The organism is Mycolicibacterium holsaticum DSM 44478 = JCM 12374 (assembly GCF_019645835.1).
Taxonomy (GTDB): domain Bacteria; phylum Actinomycetota; class Actinomycetes; order Mycobacteriales; family Mycobacteriaceae; genus Mycobacterium; species Mycobacterium holsaticum.
This window is the reverse complement of sequence record NZ_CP080998.1, coordinates 2,915,160-2,936,237: the sequence shown is the minus strand read 5'-3', so window position 1 is coordinate 2,936,237 and position 21,078 is coordinate 2,915,160. Positions and strand designations below refer to the sequence as shown.

23 protein-coding genes are annotated in these 21,078 nt (G+C 67.8%); 19 read left to right on the top strand and 4 right to left on the bottom strand.

Annotated features, from left to right (window positions below):
• Position 1: 1 nt before the first annotated feature.
• The gene (gene sufU, locus K3U96_RS14170) at positions 2-472 is read left to right on the top strand and encodes a Fe-S cluster assembly sulfur transfer protein SufU (RefSeq protein ID WP_069407231.1); all 471 of its coding nucleotides are present in this window, start codon (positions 2-4) and stop codon (positions 470-472) included.
• Positions 450-797 (top strand): metal-sulfur cluster assembly factor, encoded by a 348-nt coding sequence (locus K3U96_RS14165; RefSeq protein ID WP_069407230.1) that lies wholly within the window; start codon positions 450-452, stop codon positions 795-797. Before sufU ends, K3U96_RS14165 begins: the two co-directional genes overlap by 23 nt.
• Here K3U96_RS14165 and K3U96_RS14160 read toward each other — a convergent pair.
• Positions 787-1,659 carry an alpha/beta fold hydrolase gene (locus K3U96_RS14160; RefSeq protein WP_220690113.1) on the bottom strand — a complete coding sequence of 291 codons (873 nt, stop codon included), beginning with the start codon at positions 1,657-1,659 and terminating at the stop codon, positions 787-789. The two genes, K3U96_RS14165 and K3U96_RS14160, sit on opposite strands and share 11 nt — an antisense overlap.
• An 85-nt stretch (positions 1,660-1,744) precedes the next feature.
• On the opposite strand from K3U96_RS14160, the gene K3U96_RS14155 reads away from it, so the two are divergent.
• The 6 genes from K3U96_RS14155 to K3U96_RS14130 all read left to right on the top strand — a co-directional run bounded on the left by K3U96_RS14155 (position 1,745) and on the right by K3U96_RS14130 (position 6,248).
• On the top strand, positions 1,745-2,257 hold the full coding sequence (locus K3U96_RS14155) for a CGNR zinc finger domain-containing protein (protein ID WP_220690112.1): 513 nt from the start codon (positions 1,745-1,747) through the stop codon (positions 2,255-2,257).
• A 116-nt stretch (positions 2,258-2,373) separates the two neighbouring features.
• Positions 2,374-3,012: a hypothetical protein gene (locus K3U96_RS14150; RefSeq protein ID WP_220690111.1), complete on the top strand. Its 639-nt coding sequence runs from the start codon at positions 2,374-2,376 to the stop codon at positions 3,010-3,012.
• Between the two features lie 39 nt (positions 3,013-3,051).
• Positions 3,052-3,417, top strand: a complete 366-nt coding sequence (gene trxA / locus K3U96_RS14145; RefSeq protein ID WP_069407226.1) for a thioredoxin — start codon at positions 3,052-3,054, stop codon at positions 3,415-3,417.
• Positions 3,418-3,435: 18 nt separating this feature from the next.
• The gene (locus K3U96_RS14140) at positions 3,436-4,266 is read left to right on the top strand and encodes an enoyl-CoA hydratase (protein WP_220690110.1); all 831 of its coding nucleotides are present in this window, start codon (positions 3,436-3,438) and stop codon (positions 4,264-4,266) included.
• Positions 4,267-4,290: 24 nt separating this feature from the next.
• Positions 4,291-5,928, top strand: a complete 1,638-nt coding sequence (locus K3U96_RS14135; RefSeq protein WP_069407224.1) for an ABC-F family ATP-binding cassette domain-containing protein — start codon at positions 4,291-4,293, stop codon at positions 5,926-5,928.
• A 125-nt stretch (positions 5,929-6,053) separates the two neighbouring features.
• A complete protein-coding gene (locus tag K3U96_RS14130; RefSeq protein ID WP_069407223.1) occupies positions 6,054-6,248 on the top strand; it encodes a helix-turn-helix domain-containing protein in 195 nt (64 codons plus the stop codon).
• Here K3U96_RS14130 and K3U96_RS14125 read toward each other — a convergent pair.
• On the bottom strand, positions 6,245-6,814 hold the full coding sequence (locus K3U96_RS14125; protein WP_069407222.1) for a TetR/AcrR family transcriptional regulator: 570 nt from the start codon (positions 6,812-6,814) through the stop codon (positions 6,245-6,247). The genes K3U96_RS14130 and K3U96_RS14125 overlap by 4 nt on opposite strands.
• A 3-nt stretch (positions 6,815-6,817) precedes the next feature.
• On the bottom strand, positions 6,818-9,706 hold the full coding sequence (locus K3U96_RS14120; protein WP_220690109.1) for an aconitate hydratase: 2,889 nt from the start codon (positions 9,704-9,706) through the stop codon (positions 6,818-6,820).
• Between the two features lie 129 nt (positions 9,707-9,835).
• On the opposite strand from K3U96_RS14120, the gene K3U96_RS14115 reads away from it, so the two are divergent.
• From K3U96_RS14115 to K3U96_RS14070, 10 genes are all read left to right on the top strand, one after another.
• Positions 9,836-10,354: an Rv1476 family membrane protein gene (locus tag K3U96_RS14115; protein ID WP_220690108.1), complete on the top strand. Its 519-nt coding sequence runs from the start codon at positions 9,836-9,838 to the stop codon at positions 10,352-10,354.
• Positions 10,355-10,605: 251 nt separating this feature from the next.
• A complete protein-coding gene (ripA, locus tag K3U96_RS14110) occupies positions 10,606-12,030 on the top strand; it encodes an NlpC/P60 family peptidoglycan endopeptidase RipA (protein ID WP_220690107.1) in 1,425 nt (474 codons plus the stop codon).
• A 47-nt stretch (positions 12,031-12,077) separates the two neighbouring features.
• A complete protein-coding gene (ripB, locus tag K3U96_RS14105) occupies positions 12,078-12,746 on the top strand; it encodes an NlpC/P60 family peptidoglycan endopeptidase RipB (RefSeq protein ID WP_230982519.1) in 669 nt (222 codons plus the stop codon).
• Between the two features lie 148 nt (positions 12,747-12,894).
• Positions 12,895-14,046: a chaperone MoxR1 gene (moxR1, locus tag K3U96_RS14100; RefSeq protein ID WP_220690105.1), complete on the top strand. Its 1,152-nt coding sequence runs from the start codon at positions 12,895-12,897 to the stop codon at positions 14,044-14,046.
• Positions 14,043-14,990: a DUF58 domain-containing protein gene (locus K3U96_RS14095; protein ID WP_069403599.1), complete on the top strand. Its 948-nt coding sequence runs from the start codon at positions 14,043-14,045 to the stop codon at positions 14,988-14,990. Before moxR1 ends, K3U96_RS14095 begins: the two co-directional genes overlap by 4 nt.
• A 31-nt stretch (positions 14,991-15,021) precedes the next feature.
• A complete protein-coding gene (locus K3U96_RS14090; RefSeq protein WP_069403600.1) occupies positions 15,022-16,029 on the top strand; it encodes a VWA domain-containing protein in 1,008 nt (335 codons plus the stop codon).
• Positions 16,030-16,059: 30 nt separating this feature from the next.
• Complete coding sequence (locus K3U96_RS14085; RefSeq protein ID WP_069403601.1) at positions 16,060-17,070, top strand: VWA domain-containing protein; 1,011 nt, start codon at positions 16,060-16,062, stop codon at positions 17,068-17,070.
• A gap of 59 nt (positions 17,071-17,129) precedes the next feature.
• Positions 17,130-17,894: a 3-oxoacyl-ACP reductase FabG1 gene (fabG1, locus tag K3U96_RS14080; RefSeq protein ID WP_069403602.1), complete on the top strand. Its 765-nt coding sequence runs from the start codon at positions 17,130-17,132 to the stop codon at positions 17,892-17,894.
• A 15-nt stretch (positions 17,895-17,909) separates the two neighbouring features.
• On the top strand, positions 17,910-18,719 hold the full coding sequence (gene inhA, locus K3U96_RS14075) for an NADH-dependent enoyl-ACP reductase InhA (protein ID WP_069403603.1): 810 nt from the start codon (positions 17,910-17,912) through the stop codon (positions 18,717-18,719).
• Between the two features lie 3 nt (positions 18,720-18,722).
• The gene (locus K3U96_RS14070; protein ID WP_220690104.1) at positions 18,723-19,721 is read left to right on the top strand and encodes a ferrochelatase; all 999 of its coding nucleotides are present in this window, start codon (positions 18,723-18,725) and stop codon (positions 19,719-19,721) included.
• Here the strand turns inward: K3U96_RS14070 and K3U96_RS14065 are convergent.
• The gene (locus K3U96_RS14065; protein WP_069403605.1) at positions 19,718-20,578 is read right to left on the bottom strand and encodes an Rv1486c family protein; all 861 of its coding nucleotides are present in this window, start codon (positions 20,576-20,578) and stop codon (positions 19,718-19,720) included. The genes K3U96_RS14070 and K3U96_RS14065 overlap by 4 nt on opposite strands.
• A gap of 59 nt (positions 20,579-20,637) precedes the next feature.
• Here K3U96_RS14065 and K3U96_RS14060 point away from each other — a divergent pair, with 59 nt between their 5' ends.
• Positions 20,638-21,069 (top strand): NfeD family protein, encoded by a 432-nt coding sequence (locus K3U96_RS14060; protein ID WP_220690103.1) that lies wholly within the window; start codon positions 20,638-20,640, stop codon positions 21,067-21,069.
• Positions 21,070-21,078 lie beyond the last annotated feature (9 nt).

Sequence of the window (21,078 nt, the reverse complement as noted above, 5' to 3'; positions counted from 1 at the left end):
GATGCGACTGGAGCAGATCTACCAGGAAGTGATCCTCGATCACTACAAACACCCGCACAACCGTGGGCTGCGCGAACCCTTCGCGCGCGAAGTGCACCACGTCAACCCGACCTGCGGCGACGAGGTGACGCTGCGGGTGGCGCTGTCCGACGACGGGGAGACGGTCACCGACATCTCCTATGACGGGCAGGGTTGTTCGATCAGCCAGGCGGCGACGTCGGTGCTGACCGATCAGGTGATCGGGCAGAGCGTGGGCGACGCGCTCAAGACGGTCGCGGCCTTCAGTGAGATGGTTTCGTCACGAGGCACCGTTGCAGGAGATGAAGATGTACTCGGCGACGGCGTCGCGTTCGCGGGTGTGGCGAAGTACCCCGCACGCGTGAAATGCGCGCTGCTGGGTTGGATGGCTTTCAAGGATGCGCTTGCGCAGGCCAGTGAGGAGATGTCAGATGAGCGACACCGCAGTGCCTAACGAGGAGCTGTTGTTCGATCTCGAAGAGGCGATGCGCGACGTGGTCGACCCCGAGCTCGGGATCAACGTCGTGGACCTGGGCCTTGTCTACGGCCTGAACGTCGAAAAGGGAGACCAGGGCAACGTCGCGTTGATCGACATGACGCTGACGTCGCCGGCCTGCCCGCTGACCGACGTCATCGAGGACCAGTCACGTACCGCGCTGGTGGGCACCGGGCTGGTCAACGAGATCAAGATCAACTGGGTGTGGAACCCGCCGTGGGGACCCGACAAGATCACCGACGACGGCCGCGAACAGCTGCGCGCGCTCGGCTTCACCGTCTGAGCACCCGGCCCAGGAAGTCGCGCATCAGGTCCGCGACCTGCTCGCCGTGGGTCTCCAGCAGGAAGTGACCGCCGTCGAGCAGATGGATCTCGGCATCGGGGGCGTCCTTGCCGAACGCGCGGGCGCCGTCGGGGCCGAAGATCTGGTCGTTCTGCCCCCACACCGCCAGCACCGGCACCCGGCTGGTCCGTAGGTGTTCCTGCAGCGCGGGATACAGCGGCGGGTTCGTCGCGTAGTCGCGAAAGAGCTTGAGCTGCACCAGGTCGTTACCGGGCCTGCCGATCAGCGCCGCATCGTGTGCCCAGGTGTCCGGGCTGACCAGCGTCTCGTCGGCGACCCCGGTGAGGTACTGCCACTTGATCGCGTCGACGCCGAGCGCGGTGCGGATCGCGGCTTCGGTCTCTGGAGTCTGTTCGCGCTGGTAGGCCCACACCGGCGTCCAGAAGTCCTCGACGAAACCCTCGTCGTAGCCGTTGCCGTTCTGCGTGACGATCGCGGTGACCGCGTCGGGGCGGCGCAGCGCCAGCCGCCAGCCGATGGGGGCGCCGTAGTCCTGCACATAGATCGCGTAGCGGGGGATGCCGAGCTGGTCCAGCAGCCCCTCGGTCAGGTCGGTCAACGCGTCAAAGGTGTAGTCGAACTCCTCGACGCCCGGCGCATCGGACAACCCGAAGCCGAGGTGGTCGGGGGCGATCACGTGATAGGAGTCGGCCAGCCGGGGGATCAGATCACGGAACATGAATGAGCTGGTGGGAAAGCCGTGCAGCAGCACGACCGCGGGTGCGTCCGAACGGCCGGCCTCCCGGTAGAACAGTCGCCTGCCCTGCACGCTGGCGTAGCGGTGGTGAACGGGTGCCGTCATGTCTAACTCCTTTTAATTGTTTTGCCGGTTAGCCACAGTCAACCCCGGTTCATGTAACCTGTCAATAGCGATTTGGAGGTTAGGCATGGAGTTGGTGGCGGTGGGGACCGCGGACGAGGCGCTGCTGCTCGACCTGCTGAACACGACGCCGGTGATCGACGGTGTGGTCCGCGACGACCTCGCAAACCCCGATGCGGCCCGTAAGTGGCTGCGCGACAGGGGAGTAGCGGCGACCGGCGCCGAACTGGCCGCGTTGGTCGAAATTCGCCCGGTGCTGCAGGGTGTGGTCCGCGGCGACGTGGAACCGGTCGCGCTGCGCCGGTTTCTCGACGGTGTGCGGCTGCAGCCGGCGATGAATCAAACCGGCCTGGACTGGCACCTCGCGGTCGACGGCGCCCATGGCGCGGCCCGGGCGGTGCTGGCGTGGGACGCGCTGCGGGTGAGCAGCCCTGGGCGGCTGCGGCCCTGCGCGAACACCGAGTGTCAGCTGTTCCTCCTGGACCGGAGCAAACCCAACACGGCCCGCTGGTGCTCGATGGCAGTATGCGGTAACCGCATGAAGGCGCGCCGGCACTACCGGCGCACCCGCCTCGACTGATCGGAGGGACCGCCTTTGGTCACGGTGCCGGCATTCGCATGGCGCGGCGGCGTTGTCCGCCGGGTTCTGGCGTCGGTCAACGTCGACAGCACGACGCAACCTGGTAGTCAGTCCGTGTGAACGTCGAACAGATCTACATCGCCACCCGACGCCAGTTGCGCGGTGTCGCCGAGAGCCTGATCGCGGGCCCGCAGTACCGGATGGCGGGCACGATCCGGCTCGCCGTGCGTCCGTCCGGCTTCGCGGGCACCGCGATCGCACTGGCCGTGCAGGGACGCGAGTTGGTGTGGCCGAACGGGGCCGCACCGCTGGCCGGACCGCTCGGCGCGGTCGCCGAGGCCGCAGGCGTGCTGCCCGGCCCGCCCGGGGATGTGTACGACGCCGTCGACGCACTGCCCCCGGATACCGTCCTCGACATCGACGATGGCTCCGCCGACGTCCTCTACCGCAGCATCTACGCCGGTGGGCATGCGCTCAAACGCGTTCTGCCGGAGAGCCATCCGGTGCTGTGGCCCGAGCACTTCGACGTCGCGGTCGCCGACAACGAGGTCAACTACGGCGTATCCCCGGGTGACGACTTTCACCCGACGCCGTATGCCTACGTCGGGCCGTGGGCCACCGTGCAGGGTGCGTTCTGGAACGCTCCGTTCGGCGCGGTGGCGGCGCTCGATCCCGCGCACGACGTCGACACGCTCACCGAGCGCATCGCCGAGTTCTTCGAGCGGGGTCGCGCCGAACTACGTGGCCGCCCGTAGGCTGGGAACACCGAGCTCATCCCCGGCGTTAGGAACATCGTGGCTACGAAAGACATCACCGCCGAACAATTCAACGACACCATCAACGAGAACGAGATCGTGCTGGTGGACTTCTGGGCGTCGTGGTGCGGCCCGTGTAAAGCGTTCGCCCCGACGTTCGCGGCGTCATCGGACGAACACCCCGACGTGGTGTTCGCCAAGGTGGACACCGAGGCCGAGCAGGAACTCGCGGCCGCGGCCGACATCCGCTCCATCCCCACCTTGATGGCGTTCAAGAAGGGCAAGCTGGTGTTCAACCAGGCAGGCGCGCTGCCCCCGGCGGCCCTCGAGGAACTCGTGCAGCGGGTCAAGGAGTTCGACGTCGACGCCGCGATCGCAGCTCAGGACAACGGTCAGACCGACTGAGCGGGCGCACGCGATAGCGTGCAGTCCGTGACCGAGCAAACCGACTTCGTTCTCGTCGACCGCCCGCGCCCCGACATCGCGCTGGTGACCCTGAACCGGCCCGAACGCATGAACTCGATGGCTTTCGACGTCATGGTTCCGCTCAAGAAGGTGCTCGACGAGCTGAACTACGACAACGCCGTGCGCGTGATAGTGCTCACAGGTGCCGGCCGTGGCTTCTCATCGGGCGCCGACCACAAATCGGCGGGCAGCGTGCCGCACACCGAGGGCCTGACCCGGCCCAGCTTCGCGCTGCGGTCGATGGAAATCCTCGACGATGTGATCCTGGCGCTGCGCAAGATGCACCAGCCCGTCATCGCCGCGGTGAACGGGGCGGCGATCGGCGGCGGCCTGTGTCTGGCCCTGGCCTGCGACATCCGGGTGGCCGCGACCGGCGCCTATTTCCGCGCCGCCGGCATCAACAACGGCCTGACCGCCAGCGAGCTGGGGCTGTCCTACCTGCTGCCCCGTGCGATCGGCACCTCGCGGGCGTTCGAACTGATGCTCACCGGCCGCGACGTCGACGCCGACGAGGCACACCGGATCGGCCTGGTCTCTGACACGGTGCCCGAAGACGAACTGCTCGCGGCCTGCTACCGGATGGGGGAGCGGATCGCGGCGTTCTCCCGGCCCGGAATCGAGTTGACCAAGCGCACACTTTGGAGTGGACTGGACGCCGCTAGCCTGGAAGGGCACATGCAGGCCGAGGGCCTGGGTCAACTCTACGTGCGTCTGCTCACCGCCAACTTCGAAGAGGCGGTGGCCGCGCGCGCCGAGAAGCGGGCCCCCATCTTCACCGACGACAAGTAAGACCAGCACGAGGAGAGCAGCAGCGTGATCACCGCAACGGACCTGGAGGTCCGCGCAGGCGCGCGCACGCTGCTGTCCACCGACGGCTCCGCGCTGCGGGTGCAGCCCGGCGATCGCATCGGGCTGGTCGGGCGCAACGGCGCAGGCAAGACCACCACCATGCGGATCCTGGCCGGCGAGGGCGAGCCGTACGCCGGGACGATCGCCAGGTCAGGTGAAATCGGTTACCTACCACAGGATCCCAAAGAGGGTGACCTCGACATGCTGGCGCGCGACCGGGTGCTGTCGGCGCGCGGGCTCGACACGCTGCTGTCCGACCTGGAAAAGCAGCAGGTGCTGATGGCCGAGGTGGCCGACGACACCGCCCGCGACAAGGCCGTGCGACGCTACGGCCAGTTGGAGGAGCGGTTCGCCGCGCTGGGCGGCTACGCCGCCGAGAGCGAGGCCGGCCGGATCTGCGCGAGCCTTGGCCTGCCGGAACGGGTTCTCACGCAGCCGCTGCGCACGTTGTCGGGCGGCCAACGACGCAGGGTGGAGCTGGCGCGGATCCTGTTCGCGGCCTCCGACGGCGGCGCCGGGGTGTCCGGTTCGACGACCACGCTGCTGCTCGACGAGCCGACCAACCACCTCGACGCCGACTCCATCGGTTGGTTGCGCACCTTCCTGCAGAACCACACCGGCGGGCTGGTGGTCATCAGCCACAACATCGATCTGCTGGCCGACGTGGTCAACCGGGTGTGGTTCCTTGACGCCGTGCGCGGTGAGGTCGACGTCTACAACATGGGCTGGCAGCGCTACCTGGACGCCCGCGCCACCGACGAGCAGCGTCGCCGCCGCGAACGCGCCAACGCCGAACGCAAAGCCGCCGCGCTGCGCACCCAGGCCGCGAAGATGGGCGCCAAGGCGACCAAAGCCGTTGCCGCACAGAATATGCTGCGCCGAGCCGACCGGATGATGGCTGCACTCGACGAGGAACGGGTGGCCGACAAGGTGGCCAGGATCAAGTTTCCGACGCCGGCCCCCTGCGGGCGGACGCCGCTGGTGGCCAAGGGACTGACCAAGAACTACGGGTCGCTGGAGGTGTTCTCGGGTGTCGACCTGGCGATCGACCGCGGGTCACGCGTGGTGGTGCTCGGCCTCAACGGCGCGGGCAAGACCACGCTGCTGCGCCTGCTGGCCGGTGCCGAGACACCGGACGCCGGCGCGATAGAACCCGGCCACGGCATGAAGGTCGGATACTTCGCCCAGGAGCACGACACCCTCGACGACGCCGCGACGGTGTGGGAGAACATCCGCCACGCCGCACCCGACACGGGTGAGCAGGATCTGCGGGGACTGTTGGGCGCGTTCATGTTCAGCGGTCCGCAACTCGACCAGCCGGCGGGCACGTTGTCCGGTGGTGAGAAGACCCGGCTCGCGCTGGCCGGCCTGGTCGCCTCGACCGCCAACGTGCTGCTGCTCGACGAGCCGACCAACAACCTCGATCCCGCGTCGCGCGAACAGGTGCTCGACGCGCTGCGCAGTTACATCGGTGCGGTGGTGCTGGTGACACACGACCCCGGCGCGGCCGAGGCGCTGGACCCGCAACGCGTCGTGCTGCTGCCCGACGGCACCGAGGACTTCTGGTCTGCGGACTACGCGGAGTTGATCGAGCTGGCCTGACCCGCCAGGAGCTGGACGTAGCGAATTGCGAACCGTTTCATTCAAATCCACCCGCTTGGTGTAGCCGCTTCCTACGCTGGGTATCCGTCGGGGCATCACAAGTGCGCGGGGAGGTGCCAGGCAGGATGACCCAGAAGAAGGCCAGCAAGCCAAGAGACCAACTTCTCAACGAGTTGCGCAGCGCATACGAAGGCGGCGCAAGCATCCGGACGTTGGTCGCATCGACCGGCCGTTCGTACGGCTCGATCCACAGTATGTTGCGGGAATCGGGTACGACGATGCGCAGCCGCGGTGGACCGAACCACCGCAGCCGCCGCTAGCGTGGCTCCTGCCGCAGCGACGCCTCGACCAGGTCCAGTACGCCACTGAGCTTTTCGGGATCGTCACCGGAGGCCAGGCGGGCGACCAGACCGTCGAGCACCAGGTCCAGATAGGTCTGCAGGACGGCGCTGGGGACGTCGTCGCGTAACCGCCCGGCCTGCTTCTGCCGTCGCAGCCGGGCGGTTGTCGCGGCCGACAGCTCCGCTGAGCGCTCCATCCAGCCGCGGCGGAAATCCGGCTCGTTGCGCAGCCTACGCGCGATCTCCAGCCGGGTGGCCAGCCAGTCGAACTGCTCGGGCGCGACCAGCATGTCGCGCATCACCTGGACGAGGCCTTCGCGCGCCGCGACGTCTGCCATCCGCTCGGCGTCCTCGCGGGCCAATTCGAAGAACAGTGTGTCCTTGTCGCGGAAGTGGTGGAAGATGGCGCCGCGCGACAGCCCGATCGTCTGCTCGAGCCGTCGCACGGTCGCCTTCTCGTAGCCGTACTCGGCGAAACACCGCCGGGCACCGTCGAGGATCTGACGGCGGCGGGCCGCCAGATGATCGTCGGTGACCCGGGGCATTCGTCAGGACTTCAACATGTTGCGCAGTACGAACTGCAGGATGCCGCCGTTGCGGTAGTAGTCCGCCTCGCCGGGTGTGTCGATCCGCACCACCGCGTCGAACTCGACCTTGGCGCCGTCCTCCTTCGTCGCGGTGACATGCACCGTCTCCGGAGTCTTGCCTCCGGCTTTCCCGTCGCTGCGCTCGCCCTGGTCGTTGAGCGCCTCGATGCCCGCGATGTCGAACGTCTCGGTGCCGTCGAGCTTGAGGCTGGCCGCCGATTCGCCCTCGGGGAACTGCAGCGGGATGACGCCCATGCCGATCAAGTTGCTGCGGTGGATGCGCTCGAACGATTCGGCGATCACCGCGCGCACCCCGAGCAGCCCGGTGCCCTTGGCGGCCCAGTCCCGCGACGATCCCGAGCCGTACTCCTTACCGCCCAGCACGACCAGCGGAATATCCTGCGCCGCATAGTTTTGCGCCGCATCGTAGATGAACGCCTGCTCGCCGCCCTTGGTGAAGTCGCGGGTGTATCCGCCCGCGACGTCGTCCAGCAACTGGTTGCGCAGCCGGATGTTGGCGAACGTGCCCCGGATCATCACCTCGTGGTTGCCGCGCCGTGAACCGTAGGAGTTGTAGTCCTTGCGGTCCACGCCGTGCTCGTCGAGGTACTGCGCGGCCGGGGTGCCCGGCTTGATGGCGCCGGCGGGGGAGATGTGGTCGGTGGTCACCGAATCACCAAGCAACACCAGCACTCTGGCGCCGGTGATGTCGGACACCGGCTCAGGCTCTGCGCCCATCCCGTCGAAGTACGGCGGTTTGCGGACGTACGTCGAATCCGGGTTCCACTCGAAGGTGTTGCCGCTCGGCGTCGGCAGGTTGCGCCACCGTTCGTCGCCCTTGAACACATCGGCGTAGTTCTTGGTGAACATCTCGCGGTTGATCGCCGAGGTGATGGTGTCGTTGATGTCTTGCTGCGACGGCCAGATGTCCTTGAGGTAGACCTCGTTGCCGTCGGTGTCGCGTCCCAGCGGCTCGGCGTCGAAATCGAAGTCCATGGTGCCCGCCAGCGCGTAGGCGATCACCAGCGGCGGGGACGCCAGGTAGTTCATCTTCACGTCGGGGTTGATGCGGCCCTCGAAGTTGCGGTTGCCCGACAGCACCGCGGTGACCGAAAGGTCGTTGTCGTTGATCGCCTGCGAGATCTCCTCGGGCAGCGGACCGGAGTTGCCGATGCACGTGGTGCAGCCGTAGCCCACCAGGTAGAACCCGAGTTTCTCCAGATACGGCCACAACCCGGCCTTCTCGTAGTAGTCGGTGACCACCTGCGAACCCGGCGCCATCGTGGTCTTCACCCACGGCTTGGAGGTCAGACCCTTCTCGACGGCGTTCTTGGCCAGCAGCGCCGCGCCGAGCATCACCTCCGGGTTGGACGTGTTGGTGCACGAGGTGATCGCGGCGATCACCGCGGCGCCGTGGTCGATGATGAACTCGCCGAGCTCGTCGGACTTCACTTCGACCGGGTTGGTCGGCCGGCCGTTGGCGCCGACGGCCGCCGACGGCACCACCGCGTCGTCGTCGGCGAAGGCCAGGCTGGCCGCGGGGTCGCTGGCCGGGAAGGTCTCCTCGACCGCCTCGTCGAGCTTGGTGTGCGGAACCGGGTGGTCCGCGCTGCTTTCCACATAGTTGTGAATGTCCTTGCGGAACGCCGTCTTTGCCTCGTTGAGCGCGATACGGTCCTGGGGGCGCTTCGGGCCGGCGATCGACGGCACGACGTCGGACAGGTTCAGCTCGATGTACTCGCTGTAGTTCGGCTCCCGCTTCGGGTCGTGCCACATGCCCTGTTCCTTGGCATAGGCCTCGACCAGCGCGAGCTGCTCATCGCTGCGGCCGGTGAACCGCAGGTAGCTGATGGTCTCTTCGTCGACCGGGAAAATCGCTGCGGTGGAACCGAACTCGGGGCTCATGTTGCCTAACGTGGCGCGGTTGGCCAGCGGCACCTCGGCCACGCCCTCGCCGTAGAACTCGACGAACTTGCCCACCACCCCGTGCTGGCGCAGCATCTCGGTGACGGTGAGCACGACGTCGGTGGCGGTGACGCCGGGCTGGCGCTCGCCGGTCAACTTGAACCCGACCACGCGCGGGATGAGCATCGACACCGGCTGGCCCAACATGGCGGCCTCGGCCTCGATGCCGCCAACCCCCCAGCCCAGCACGCCGAGCCCGTTGACCATGGTGGTGTGGCTGTCGGTGCCCACACAGGTGTCCGGGTAGGCCACCCGGACCTCGTCACCCTCCCCAGCTTCGCCCGCCCGACCGCGGTCCATCACCACCGAGGCCAGGTACTCGATGTTGACCTGGTGCACGATGCCGGTGCCCGGCGGCACGACCTTGAAGTCGTCGAACGCGCCCTGGCCCCAGCGCAGGAACTGGTAGCGCTCCCCGTTGCGCTGGTACTCGATCTCCACGTTGCGTTCGAACGCGTCGGCACGGCCGAACAGATCGGCGATCACCGAGTGGTCGATCACCAGGTCAGCGGGCGCGAGCGGGTTGACCTTCTCCGGGTCTCCACCGAGTTCGGCGATCGCCTCGCGCATGGTGGCCAGGTCGACGATGCACGGCACACCGGTGAAGTCCTGCATCACCACCCGGGCGGGGGTGAACTGGATCTCCACGCTGGGTTCGGCGTTCGGATCCCAGTTGGCGATCGCTTCGATGTGGTCTTTGGTGATGTTGGCGCCATCCTCGGTGCGCAGCAGGTTCTCGGCCAGCACCTTGAGGCTGAAGGGTAGTTTCTCGGTGCCTGCCACCGCGTCGAGGCGATAAATCTCGTAGCTCTTGTCGCCGACCTTCAACGTGTCACGGGCACCGAAAGAGTTCAAGCTCGAATTGGCGTTATTACCTTTACTCACATCAACTCCCGCCTAGTTCTCGCCGCCGACGGGCTGAGTCGACGGCCCACATAACCCTAACAGTACGCTTGTCCTGCAATACGGCCAGGGTCGTCGCTTTACGGATACCCATAACGTACGGTTCTCCCTGTGATCGGACCGCACGTGATCCCGTTTCTCCCCGGCTATATCCCGGCGGATGTCGATGTGAACCAGATCAACGCCGACGTCGCCGCCGACGGGGTCGCCGTGCCGCCGGCCGCGGCGGCGGACGTGCCGGCGTTGCGCGAGGTCGTCGAGCAGGCCGGCCAACACGGCATCGACCTCAAGATCGTCGTCATCGAGCACAACCCGCCGATTGACACCCCGCTGCGTGACATCGCGACCGAGGTCGGCCATGCGCATCCGGGATCGACGGTGCTGGTGCTCAGCCCGTCGGAGTCCGGCACGTACAGCCCGACCATCGACCGGGTCACGCTCGAAGCCGGCCAGGATGTCGCCGAGGGCCGCGGTCCGGTGCAGGGCGCGCAGAATTTCCTCAGCGAGTTGACGACCGAACACTTTCCGTGGACGACATTCACGATATTGCTTGTCCTCGGGGTGGTCGCCACCGTTATCGCGACGCGATTGTTGCAGGTTCGTAGCAAGCGCGCAGTCTCCCGCGGTTAGCCTATAAAGCGACGTCTGACAGCATCTTTGGCGCGATCTCGCCCTGCGTGGCAAATGGAAAGATCACGGCGAGATAACACTATTCTCAATTACAAACTTGTAGTTTGTTACTAAAGTTTCTTCGGCGTCAGATGTGACGTACGGTGCAAACGGTGGCTGATGTTGTAGTTGTGAATGTTGTGACTTCTGCGTACTCAGACGCCCGACGAATGTGTCCGCACGTTCGCGTCGAGCCATAGGAGACACAGTCGATGAGACGCAACCCTGGCGCCTCTGCTACGCGGCCGCGCGGACGTCTTTGCGCGGCTCTGCTGGCGGTGGGACTGTTGTTCGCGACGCCCGGCCTGATGACGCCCGCCCCGGCCGAAGCCCAGCCGGACGGCGTCGCTGAACTGGTCGCCGCCGTCGCCAACGCCAACCAGAAGCTGCAGGAACTGGGCGCGGCGATCCAGGCCGAGCAGGAAGGCGTCAACAAGGCGATCGTCGACGTGCAGACCGCACGCGACAACGCCGCCGCCGCGCAGCGCGAGGTCGACGCCAGCAAGCTGCGCGTCGAGGACGCCAACCGGGCGATCGAAGCCGCACAGCAGCGGTTCGACAAGTTCGCCGCCGCCGCCTATGTCAACGGCCCCTCGGACTCCTACCTGACCGCCAGCGACCCGGCAGACATCATCGACACCGTCGCCGCGGGACAGACACTGGCGGTCAGCACCCAGCAGGTGATCGCCGACCTGCAGCGGGCCCGCACCGAGCAGGTGAACCGTGACTCCGCGGTGCGGCTGGCCAAGCAGAACGCCGACAAGGCCCTCGCCGACGCCGAAGCCAGCCAGCAGCAGGCGGTTTCGGCGCTCAAGGGCGCCCAGAGCACCTTCAGTGCACAGCAGGCCGAGCTCGACAAACTCATCGCCGAACGGGCCGCCGCACAAAGCAAGCTCAACGAGATCCACAAGATGTCGGCAGCGGCGCCGGCGAACCGTCCGCAGGCACCGGCGGCCGCGCCGGCGGCGGCGAAGCCGGCCGCCGACTGGGACCGCGCACCGCAGGGCGTCGACCCGGCCACGGGCAACTGGGCCACCGCGTGGGATCCGTTCCTGCCCGCCATTCCCAGCGCCTTCGTCAGCGGCGACCCGATCGCGATCATCAACGAGATCCTGGGCATCATGTCGACCTCGGCGCAGGTCACGCAGGATCTAGGCCGCAGCTTCCTGCAGAAGCTGGGTCTGCTGCCCACCCCCACCGGCTACACCAACGGCGTCATCCCGCGGGTCCACGGGCGGGAAGCCACCGAGTACGTGATCCGGCGCGCCATGACCCAGCTCGGGGTGCCCTACTCCTGGGGCGGCGGCAACGCGGCCGGACCCAGCCGGGGCATCGACTCCGGGGCGGGCACGGTCGGGTTCGACTGCTCGGGTCTGATGCTCTACGCCTTCGCCGGCGTCGGCATCAAGCTCGACCACTACTCGGGCTCCCAGTACAACGCGGGCCGCAAGGTCCCGTCGTCACAGATGCGCCGCGGCGACATGCTCTTCTGGGGTCCCAACGCCAGCCAGCACGTGGCCCTCTATCTCGGTGACGGGCAGATGCTCGAGGCGCCCTACACCGGTTCGGTAGTCAAGGTGTCACCGGTTCGGACCAGCGGCATGACCCCATACGCGACACGTCTCATCGACTGGTGAGAGTAAGGATTACATTGCGCGTCAGGCTTATTCGTCTCCTCACCGGTCTGCTTCTGTGGGTGGCCGCGGTGGCCGTTGCGGCCGCGCTCGCCGCCCCCACCTCGGCTGCCCCCAACGACGGCCAATGGGATCCCACGCTGCCCAAACTGATCAGCGCAGGAGCACCGGGTGACCCCCTCGCGGTCGCCAACGCCTCGCTGGCGGCCACCGCCCAGGCCACTCAGGCCACCATGGACCTCGGCCGCAAGTTCCTGGCCACGCTCGGGTTCGGCACCCCGGAGGTGGCCAGCGTCGCACCCGGACGGGTGCGCGGACCGCAGGCCATCGAGTACGTGATCCGTCGCGGCGGCTCGCAGATGGGCGTGCCGTACTCGTGGGGCGGTGGGAAGCCCAACGGCCCCAGCCGCGGCATCGACTCCGGCGCCAACACCGTCGGCTACGACTGTTCGGGCTTCACCCAGTACTCGTTCGCCGGGGTCGGGGTGCTGATCCCGAAGTACTCGGGCGACCAGTACAACACCGGGCGCAAGGTGCCGACCTCACAGGCCAAACGCGGCGACCTGTTGTTCTGGGGCCCCGGCGGCAGCCAGCACGTGGCGATCTATCTGGGCGGCGGAAAGATGCTCGAGGCGTCCGGCAGCGCGGGCAAGGTCACCGTCAGCCCGGTGCGGCAGGGCGGGTTGCAGCCCTACGTGGCCAGGATCATCGAATCCTGAACGCAAGCTGAGCGCAGGCTGAGCGAATCGACGAACCGTACGGGCAACGTCGACGGATTCCGAACTGCCTGGAATAGTTGACACGAGCGACCGGCGCAGATCGGGCCGAGGCCGCTATGACCAGCGAGTTGATGTGGAAGGAACGTTGATGACGTCACCGAGTGGGCCGCCGCAGGGCGCTGGAGGGTACTCCGGCCAGGCACCGGCACAGGGCTACCCGCAGGGCTCGCACGCAGCACCGGCCAACGCGGCACCCACCAACGGTGGGCTGCAGCAGGAGGTCCACACCCTCGAACGGGCGATCTTCGAGGTCAAGCGCATCATCGTCGGGCAGGACCAGCTGGTCGAGCGGATGCTCGTCGGCCTGTTGGCCAAGGGCCACGTGCTCCTCGAGGGCGTACCGGGCGTCGCCAAGACGCTGGCCGTGGAGACCTTCGCCAAGGTGGTCGGCGGCACCTTCGCCCGTATCCAGTTCACCCCCGACCTGGTCCCCACCGACATCGTCGGCACCCGGATCTACCGGGTGGGCAAGGAGGAGTTCGACATCGAACTCGGCCCGGTGGTGGTCAACTTCCTGCTCGCCGACGAGATCAACCGCGCCCCGGCCAAGGTGCAGTCGGCGCTGCTGGAGGTCATGGCCGAGCGCAAGATCTCCATCGGCGGCAAGACCTTCCCGCTGCCGCAGCCGTTCCTGGTGATGGCCACGCAGAACCCGATCGAGCAGGAGGGTGTCTACGCGCTGCCCGAGGCCCAGCGCGACCGCTTCCTGTTCAAGCTCAACATCGACTACCCGACACCCGAGGAAGAGCGCGAGATCATCTACCGGATGGGCGTCAAGCCGCCGGAACCCAAACAGGTTCTGGCGCCCGGTGATCTGCTGCGCCTTCAGGACGTCGCAGCCAACACGTTCGTGCACCACGCCCTGGTGGACTACGTCGTGCGTGTGGTGACCGCGACCCGCCAGCCCGAGAAGTTCGGGATGCCCGACGCCAAGGCGTGGATCGCCTACGGCGCCTCCCCGCGTGCGTCGCTGGGCATCATCGCGGCCTCGCGCGCGCTCGCGCTCGTCCGGGGCCGCGACTACGTGGTCCCGCAGGACGTCGTCGAGGTGATCCCCGACGTGCTGCGGCACCGGTTGGTGCTGACCTACGACGCGCTCGCCGACGAGATCTCGGCCGAGACGGTGATCAACCGCATCCTGCAGACCGTGGCCCTGCCGCAAGTGAATGCCATTCCGCAGCAAGGCCATTCGGTGCCGCCCGTCGTGCCCGCCGCCGCCGGCGCGGCCACCGGTCGGTGACTAGTTCGCGGCGCGCGGTCGACCTGCCGTCGCTGAAGCGCGGGGAGATCCGTGATCCGGCCCTGACCGCGGCGCTGCGCAAGCTGGAGCTGACGGTGCGCCGCAAGCTCGACGGCGTGCTGCACGGCGATCACCTCGGGCTGCTGCCCGGTCCCGGTTCCGAACCGGGGGAGTCGCGGCTCTATCAGCCCGGCGACGACGTGCGCCGGATGGACTGGTCGGTCACGGCGCGCACCACCCATCCACACGTGCGGCAGATGATCGCCGACCGCGAACTCGAGACGTGGCTGGTGGTCGACATGTCGGCCAGCCTGGACTTCGGCACCACCGGATGCGAGAAGCGCGACCTCGCGGTGGCCGCCGCCGCGGCGATCACGTTCCTCAACAGCGGGGGCGGTAACCGGATCGGCGCGATCATCGCCAACGGCGACTCGGTGCGCCGGGTGCCCGCCCTCTCGGGCCGCATGCACGAGCAGGAGATGCTGCGCACGATCGCGACCATGCCCAAGGCGCCCACGGGAGTTCGCGGCGATCTGGCCGCCGCCATCGATGCGCTGCGCCGTCCGGAGCGCCGCCGCGGGATGGCGGTCATCATCAGCGACTTCCTCGGCCCGATCAACTGGATGCGCCCGCTGCGCGCCATCGCCGGCCGCCACGAAGTGCTCGGCATCGAGATCCTCGACCCGCGTGACGTCGAATTGCCGCCGGTCGGCGACGTCGTCCTGCAGGACGCCGAAACCGGTGTGACGCGCGAGTTCACCATCGACGAGCAGTTGCGCGACGACTTCGAACGGGCCGCGGCGGCCCACCGTGCGGAAGTCGCCAGGACGCTGCGCCGATGCGATGCGCCGCTGCTGACGCTGCGCACCGACCGGGACTGGATCGCCGACGTCGTCCGATTCGTCGCCAACCGCAGGCGTGGCGCGCTGGCAGGCCACGCCTAGATCGAGTTGGCCGTGAAATGATTAGGCGCACATGACATTGCCGTTGCTCGGCCCGATAACGCTCTCGGGCTTCGAACACGCGTGGTTCTTCTTGTTTCTGCTTGTGGTGCTCGCGGTCGTCGGACTCTACATCGTGGTCCAGATGGCCCGGCACCGGCGGATGTTGCGCTTTGCCAACATGGAGTTGCTGGAAAGCGTTGCGCCCAAACGGTCTTCACGCTGGCGACACCTGCCCGCGATCCTGCTGGTGATCGCGTTGGTGTTTCTCACGGTGGCGATGGCGGGCCCGACCCACGACGTTCGCATTCCGCGTAACCGCGCGGTGGTGATGCTCGTCATGGACGTGTCGCAGTCGATGCGCGCCACCGACGTGCTGCCGAACCGGATGGCCGCAGCCCAGGAGGCGTCCAAGCAGTTCGCCGACGAACTGACCCCCGGGATCAACCTCGGGCTGATCTCGTACGCGGGCACGGCGACCGTGCTGGTGTCGCCGACCACCGGGCGTGAGGCCACCAAGAACGCGATCGACAATCTGCAGTTCGCCGACCGCACCGCCACCGGCGAGGGTATCTTCACCGCGCTGCAGGCGATCGCCACCGTCGGGGCGGTGATCGGCGGCGGCGACGAACCGCCGCCCGCGCGCATCGTGCTGTTCTCCGACGGTAAGGAGACGGTGCCGTCCAACCCGGACAACCCCAAGGGCGCCTACACCGCGGCCCGCACCGCCAAGGATCAGGGCGTGCCGATCTCGACGATCTCGTTCGGCACGCCGTACGGCTACGTCGAGATCAACGACCAGCGCCAGCCGGTGCCGGTCGACGACGAGATGCTCAAGAAGATCGCCGATCTGTCCGGCGGCGAGGCGTTCACCGCGTCCAGCCTCGAACAGCTGCGCGAGGTCTACGCCAACCTGCAGCAGCAGATCGGCTACGAGACGATCAAGGGCGATGCAAGTACCGGCTGGCTGCGTCTGGGTGCGCTGGCGTTGGCGCTGGCAACGCTTGCGGCGCTGGCCATCAACCGTCGGTTGCCGAACTGAGGCGAAAGCGAAGACTGGGACGACCTTGATATGACCCTTCCGCTGCTGGGACCGGTATCGCTCACGGGCTTCCAACACATCTGGTGGTTCCTGCTGTTCCTGGTCGTCGTGCTGGGCCTGGCCGGGTACTACGCGGTCACCCAGCTGTCCCGGCGCAGGCGGTTGCAGCAGTTCGCCAACACCGAACTGCTCGACAGCGTGGCTCCCAAACGCCCGAGCCCCTTGCGGTTCGTGCCCGCGGCGCTGATGGGAATCGCGTTGCTGCTGTGCACGATCGCGCTGGCCGGACCCACCCATGACCAACGGCTGCCGCGTAACCGTGCGGTCGTGATGCTGGTGATGGACGTGTCGCAGTCGATGAAGGCCACCGATGTCGAGCCCAACCGGCTGGTGGCCGCCCAGGAGGCGTCGAAGAAGTTCGTCGACGAACTCACCCCGGGTATCAACCTCGGCGTGATCGCCTACGCCGGCACCGCAACGGTGCTGGTCTCGCCGACCACGAACCGCGACGCGAGCCGGCGCGCCATCGACAACCTGCAGGTGGCCGACCGCACCGCCACCGGCGAGGCGATCTTCACGGCGCTGTCGTCGATCTCCACCGTCGGCGCGGTCATCGGCGGCGGTGACACGCCGCCGCCCGCGCACATCGTGCTGTTCTCCGACGGCAAGGAAACCGCGCCGTCGAACCCGGACAACCCCAAGGGTGCGTTCACCGCGGCGCGGGCCGCCAAGGATCAGGGCGTGCCGATCTCGACGATCTCCTTCGGCACCGCCAACGGCTCGGTGGAGGTCAACGGCGAGCGGGTGCCGGTGCCCGTCGACGACAAGATGATGAAGCGGATCGCCGAACTCTCCGGCGGCGAGGCCTACACCGCGGCCAACCTCGACGAGCTCAACAAGGTCTACGCCACGCTGCAGGACCAGATCGGCTATGAGACCGTCCGCGGCGAGGCCACCACCGGCTGGCTGCGCCTGGCCGCGCTGGTGGCCGCGATCGCGGCGGTGGCGAGCCTGTTGATCAACCGACGGCTGCCGCTGTAGTGCGGGCCGCCACTAAGGCGATTTCTTAAGAATGCCGTGCAGGCGATAGGTTGGCGGGCATGACCGAGACTGCTGTACCTGAATCGGCCAGCCAAACGGCAGGCGCTCGTCCGCCTTTCGTGTCCCGTTCGGTGCTGGTCACCGGTGGAAACCGCGGCATCGGGCTGGCGATCGCGCAGCGGCTGGCCGCCGACGGGCACAAGGTCGCCGTCACGCATCGCGGCTCCGGCGCCCCCGAGGGCCTGTTCGGCGTCGTGTGTGACGTCACCGACAACGAGGCCGTCGACCGCGCCTTCAAGGAGGTCGAGGAGCATCAGGGCCCGGTCGAGGTACTGGTCTCCAACGCCGGTATCTCCAAGGACGCGTTCCTGATGCGGATGACCGAGGAGCGCTTCGAAGAGGTCATCAACGCCAACCTGACCGGCGCGTTCCGGGTGGCCCAGCGCGCGTCACGCAGCATGCAGCGCAAGCGTTTCGGCCGGATCATCTTCATCGGCTCGGTGTCGGGCATGTGGGGGATCGGCAACCAGGCCAACTACGCGGCCGCCAAGGCCGGTTTGATCGGAATGGCCCGCTCGATCTCGCGCGAGCTGTCGAAGGCGGGCGTCACCGCCAACGTCGTCGCGCCGGGCTACATCGACACCGAGATGACCCGCGCGCTCGACGAACGGATCCAGGCCGGGGCGCTGGACTTCATCCCGGCCAAGCGGGTCGGCACCGCCGAGGAGGTGGCCGGCGCGGTCAGCTTCCTGGCATCCGAGGACGCCAGCTACATCGCCGGCGCCGTCATCCCGGTCGACGGCGGCATGGGCATGGGCCACTAACAGATAAGGACGGACATGGCAGCGATTCTCGAAGGCAAGCGCATCCTCGTCACGGGGATCATCACCGACTCCTCGATCGCGTTCCACATCGCGCGGGTGGCCCAGGAAGCCGGCGCGGAGTTGGTGCTGACCGGATTCGACCGGATGAAGCTCATCCGGCGCATCGCCGATCGGCTGCCCAAGGAGGCGCCGCTGCTGGAACTCGACGTGCAGGACGAAAAGCACCTCGACACGCTGGCCGACCGGATCACCGAGGTGATCGGCGAGGGCAACAAGCTCGACGGTGTGGTGCACTCGATCGGGTTCATGCCGCAGTCGGGGATGGGCATCAACCCGTTCTTCGACGCGCCCTACGAGGATGTCGCCAAGGGCATCCACATCTCGGCGTTCTCGTACGCGTCGCTGGCCAAGGCGACGCTGCCGATCATGAACCGCGGCGGCAGCATCGTCGGCATGGACTTCGACCCCACCCGCGCGATGCCGGCATACAACTGGATGACGGTGGCCAAGAGCGCGCTGGAGTCCGTCAACCGGTTCGTGGCCCGTGAGGCAGGTCCGTTCGGGGTGCGCTCCAATCTCGTTGCCGCAGGCCCGATTCGCACGCTGGCGATGAGTGCGATCGTCGGCGGCGCGCTGGGCGCGGAGGCCGGTGAGCAGATGCGGCTGCTCGAGGAGGGCTGGGACCAGCGCGCGCCGGTCGGCTGGGACATGAAGGATCCCACCCCGGTGGCCAAGACGGTGTGCGCCCTGCTCTCGGACTGGTTGCCCGCCACCACCGGCACGGTGGTCTACGCCGACGGCGGCGCCAGCACGCAGTTGCTGTAGCCGATGGCCGACCCGGTCCTTGACGCCGTCCTGCTGCTGTCCTTCGGCGGGCCGGAGGGTGAGGCCGACGTGATGCCGTTCCTGGAGAACGTCACCCGCGGCCGCGGCATCCCGCGGGAGCGGCTGGCCGACGTCGCCGAGCACTACCTGCACTTCGGTGGGGTGTCGCCGATCACCGGGATCAACCGCGCGCTGATCGACCGGCTGCGCGGGCTCCTCGACGTGCCGGTCTACTTCGGCAACCGCAACTGGCAGCCGTACGTCGAAGACACCGTCGCCGCGATGGCCGACGACGGCATTCGGCAGGCGGCGGTGTTCGCCACCTCGGCGTGGGGCGGCTACTCCAGCTGCACGCAGTACGTCGAGGACATCGCACGGGCGCGCGCGGTCACCGGTGAGCGCGCCCCGCACCTGGTCAAACTGCGCCAGTACTACGACCATCCGCTGTTCGTGGCGATGTTCGCCGACGCGGTCACCGCCGCTGCGCAGACGGTGCCCGACGGCGCCCGGCTGGTGTTCACCGCGCACTCCATACCTCAGTCGGCCCGATCCCGTTGCGGGCCGGACCTTTACGCGCGTCAGGTCGCCTACGCCGCCCGGCTGGTCGCCGCTGCGGCCGGCTACGACGATTACGATCAGGTCTGGCAATCGCGGTCCGGGCCGCCGCAGATGCCCTGGCTGGAACCCGATGTCGGCGACCACCTCAAGGTGCTCGCCGACCGCGGCACCACGGCGGTGATCGTGTGCCCGATCGGCTTCGTCGCCGACCACATCGAGGTGGTGTGGGATCTCGACCATGAGCTCAGGTTGCAGGCCGAGGAAGCGGGCGTGGCGTTCGCGCGCGCGGCCACCCCCAACGCCGACCTCGCGCGGGTGGCAGCCGACCTGTTCGACGAGCTGCGTACCGGACGTCCGCCCGCCCGCGTCGAAGCCCCGAACCAGCCGCCGCTACAGGGGTTTTCGGTCGACGGCGTGCGGTGCACACCGAACTGCGTGGACTAGTCCCGCCACGCCGAGTACAGGATCGCGGTGACCGCAGCCAACCGCGCCGAGCGCACCACCGCCGAAAGCGGTTGCAGCACATCGGAGGCCAGCCGCAGCTCCGACGAGCTGTGCAGGCCGATCGGGATCAACCCCGCGCTCACGGTGATAATCGCGTCGACCTGTGCGGCGTTCTCGAGCACGCGCAGCGCCCGGGTCGGTGCGTGGTCGGGAACCCGGTGCCGACGTTCGGATTCCAGCACCTGTGTCACCAGCCCGCGCGGGTCGTCGACATCCAGGTCGAGGGTGCCCGCGCGCAGCGTGGCCAACGCCTCGGCGGCCGACCGCACCGCTGAGCGCAGCTCGTACTCGGCCTCGCCGAGGTCCTGCAGTGCCGCGGGTGCCACGGCGGGCACCGAGTAGACGGTCCACGACAGACCGCAGGGATCCGGGTCGTAGTCGGTTTCGTCCTCGTAGTCGACGAGCTGCGGATACTCGAAATCGGGTACCAGGCCGATGGCCTCGGCCGGATCGCTCGTGACGATAACGGCTTCGCCCGCCATCACCGCATCGCGCTGGAACTGCGTTCCGGCGGGCAGGCCGCGGACATCGCCGGGGATCGGCAGCGCGATGGACATCGGCGGGGTCGAGGTCCGGGTGCCCGCCGCGGTGCGCAGCGTCTGAAGTAGAGAGACCGCACCCGCATCGGTCAGATCCGGCCACGGCAGACCGGTCCGGCTGGCCGCGACGGAATCGTAGGCGGTGACGGAATGCCTTGGCGCCCAATGCGATAACGCGTCGAGAACATCGTCGGGGGCGGCCGCACCTGCGAGCCAGGCGTTGGCCCACACCGACAGCGAAACACTGGGACACCACATGATGCTCGCAGTGTAGTTGTTACGGGCTGAGCAGGTCGGGCTCGCGCTAGGCTGGCGGCATGCCTGCTGCGTTGATCTGGCTTGTCGCCGCGCTCGCCCTCGCCGGGGCCGAGGCGCTGACCGGCGACATGTTCTTGCTCATGCTGGGCGGCGGTGCGTTGGCCGCGGCGGGGTCGAGCCTCATCTTCGACGATCTGTGGGTGCACGGCGCGGTGTTCGCGGTCGTGTCGGTGCTGCTGCTGATGCTGGTGCGGCCGGCGCTGCGCAGACAGTTCTTGTCCGGACGCGGGCTGCCCGAGCCGGTCAAGGCGCTGGAGGGCAAGAGCGCGCTGGTGCTCGACCGGGTGGCGCGCCACCAGGGGCAGGTCAAGCTGGAGGGCGAAGTATGGACGGCGCGCCCCCTGAACGAAGAAGATGTGTACGAACAGGGCGACCACGTGACCGTGGTGCACATCGACGGCGCCACCGCCGTTGTCCACAAGCTCGACTAGAGGCACGAA

Coding starts and splice junctions, on each gene's coding strand:
- ripA (WP_220690107.1), top strand. CDS start 10,606: ATGAGACGCAACCCTGGCGCCTCTGCTACGCGGCCGCGCGGACGTCTT.
- sufU (WP_069407231.1), top strand. CDS start 2: ATGCGACTGGAGCAGATCTACCAGGAAGTGATCCTCGATCACTACAAA.
- K3U96_RS14090 (WP_069403600.1), top strand. CDS start 15,022: ATGACATTGCCGTTGCTCGGCCCGATAACGCTCTCGGGCTTCGAACAC.
- K3U96_RS14130 (WP_069407223.1), top strand. CDS start 6,054: ATGACCCAGAAGAAGGCCAGCAAGCCAAGAGACCAACTTCTCAACGAG.
- K3U96_RS14160 (WP_220690113.1), bottom strand. CDS start 1,659: ATGACGGCACCCGTTCACCACCGCTACGCCAGCGTGCAGGGCAGGCGA.
- K3U96_RS14155 (WP_220690112.1), top strand. CDS start 1,745: ATGGAGTTGGTGGCGGTGGGGACCGCGGACGAGGCGCTGCTGCTCGAC.
- K3U96_RS14125 (WP_069407222.1), bottom strand. CDS start 6,814: ATGCCCCGGGTCACCGACGATCATCTGGCGGCCCGCCGCCGTCAGATC.
- moxR1 (WP_220690105.1), top strand. CDS start 12,895: ATGACGTCACCGAGTGGGCCGCCGCAGGGCGCTGGAGGGTACTCCGGC.
- K3U96_RS14070 (WP_220690104.1), top strand. CDS start 18,723: ATGGCCGACCCGGTCCTTGACGCCGTCCTGCTGCTGTCCTTCGGCGGG.
- K3U96_RS14085 (WP_069403601.1), top strand. CDS start 16,060: ATGACCCTTCCGCTGCTGGGACCGGTATCGCTCACGGGCTTCCAACAC.
- K3U96_RS14165 (WP_069407230.1), top strand. CDS start 450: ATGAGCGACACCGCAGTGCCTAACGAGGAGCTGTTGTTCGATCTCGAA.
- K3U96_RS14060 (WP_220690103.1), top strand. CDS start 20,638: ATGCCTGCTGCGTTGATCTGGCTTGTCGCCGCGCTCGCCCTCGCCGGG.
- K3U96_RS14065 (WP_069403605.1), bottom strand. CDS start 20,578: ATGTGGTGTCCCAGTGTTTCGCTGTCGGTGTGGGCCAACGCCTGGCTC.
- fabG1 (WP_069403602.1), top strand. CDS start 17,130: ATGACCGAGACTGCTGTACCTGAATCGGCCAGCCAAACGGCAGGCGCT.
- inhA (WP_069403603.1), top strand. CDS start 17,910: ATGGCAGCGATTCTCGAAGGCAAGCGCATCCTCGTCACGGGGATCATC.